2 protein-coding genes are annotated in these 1696 nt (G+C 66.7%); both read left to right on the forward strand.

Features of this window, described 5'->3' with window-relative positions:
- Positions 1–92: 92 nt before the first annotated feature.
- Positions 93–530: an NfeD family protein gene (locus ACIA8X_RS46845; RefSeq protein ID WP_393443846.1), complete on the forward strand. Its 438-nt coding sequence runs from the start codon at positions 93–95 to the stop codon at positions 528–530.
- A gap of 29 nt (positions 531–559) precedes the next feature.
- A complete protein-coding gene (locus ACIA8X_RS46850; protein WP_393443844.1) occupies positions 560–1663 on the forward strand; it encodes an SPFH domain-containing protein in 1104 nt (367 codons plus the stop codon).
- The last annotated feature ends 33 nt before the right edge of the window (positions 1664–1696 follow it).

Genomic DNA, 1696 nt, shown 5'->3' on the forward strand with positions numbered 1-1696 from the left:
AACGATCAAGAACCACGGCTGTCGTATCAGTTCTGCCCGGCGTTACGGGCAGGTAGCTTGGTGGAGAAGGCCCCTGTGAGGAGGGCGGTTTGATGCCGTGGTTCATATGGCTGCTCGCCGCCGGGGTACTGGGTGCCGCGGAGTTCTTCACCCTGACACTCGTCTTCGGGTTGCTGGCGGGCGCCGCGTTGGTGGCTGCCGTAGTCGCAGGTGTGGGCATCGGCGTTCTCGGCCAGCTCGTTGCCTTCGCGATAGCAGCGGCAGCGGGTCTCGTCATCGTCCGTCCTGTCGCGCTGCGGCACATGGCACAGCAACCCCTCACACGCGACGGCACGGATGCGCTGATCGGCAAGCGGGCCGAGGTCATGCAGGAGGTCACCACAACCCACGGCCTGATCAAACTCTCCGGCGAGGAGTGGTCCGCCCGCGCCCTCGACGAGAGCCTGGTGATCCCGGTGGGAGCGCTGGTGGATGTCATGGAGATCGAAGGCGCCACGGCCATCGTCTACCCCCGCGAGCTCCTTCCGTGAACGGCTGAACACACAGCAACGGAGGCACTGTGGAACCAGTTGTCATCCTCACTCTTGTGGCGGCCATCGTCGTCGTCTTCCTCGTGGCCTCCACCGTGCGGATCGTCCCGCAGGCACGCCGCTACAACATCGAGCGGTTCGGCCGATACCGCCGGACGCTACAGCCCGGTCTGAACTTCGTTGTGCCGGTGGCGGACCGCATCAACACCAAACTCGACGTGCGCGAGCAGGTCTATTCCTCCGACCCCAGGCCGGTCATCACCGAGGACAACCTCGTGGTGAACATCGACACCGTGCTCTACTACCAGATCACCGACCCGCGGGCGGCGGCCTACGAGGTCGCCGACTACCTGCATGCGATCGATCAGCTCACCGTGACCACGCTGCGTAACGTCATCGGCAGCATGGACCTGGAGGAGACGCTCACCTCGCGTGAGGAGATCAACTCCCGGCTCCGCGCCGTCCTCGACGACGCCACCGGCAAGTGGGGCATCCGGGTCAACCGCGTGGAGATCAAGGCCATCGATCCACCGCACACGATCAAGGAAGCGATGGAGAAGCAGATGCGGGCCGAGCGTGACAAGCGCGCGGCCATCCTGCACGCCGAGGGGGAGCGGCAAGCCAAGATCCTTACCGCGGAAGGCACGAAGCAGAAGGACATCCTGGAGGCACAGGGCACGCAGCAAGCCATGATCCTTCGGGCGGACGGCGAGGCAAAGGCGGTGGAGCTCGTCTTCCAGGCCGTCCATCGCAACAACGCCGACCCGAAGATCCTGGCCTACAAGTACCTGGAGACGCTCCCGCACTTGGCGAGCAGCGACAACAACACGTTCTGGGTGATCCCGGGGGAGCTGACCGAGGCGGTGCGGACCGTCACCCGTGCGTTCGGCGACCAGGCCACGGCGGGTGCTCCCACACCTCCGCAACCCGCGGAGGCAGCCACCGCCGACGAAGCGCCGCCTGAGAGCCTGGTTCCGGAGCTCGGTGCGGGCTCGACGGTGTCGCTCGACGCGGCGGCGGCTGCTGACGAGGCCGAGAAGCAGGCCGCCGCAGCGGTGAGTGATGCCAAGGCGGAGGCCGCGGCCGCGATGTCGCCGCAGGTGCCGCGCCGGGGACAGACGTCGGGCGATTGAGCCCACCCTCGGGCTGTCGCCAGGACCGCCGTG

It is taken from the genome of Streptomyces sp. NPDC051738, assembly GCF_044453205.1.
Taxonomy (GTDB): Bacteria; Actinomycetota; Actinomycetes; order Streptomycetales; family Streptomycetaceae; genus Streptomyces.

Excerpts from the sequence above, each read along its gene's own strand:
- ACIA8X_RS46845 (WP_393443846.1), top strand. The coding sequence starts at position 93 with ATGCCGTGGTTCATATGGCTGCTCGCCGCCGGGGTACTGGGTGCCGCG.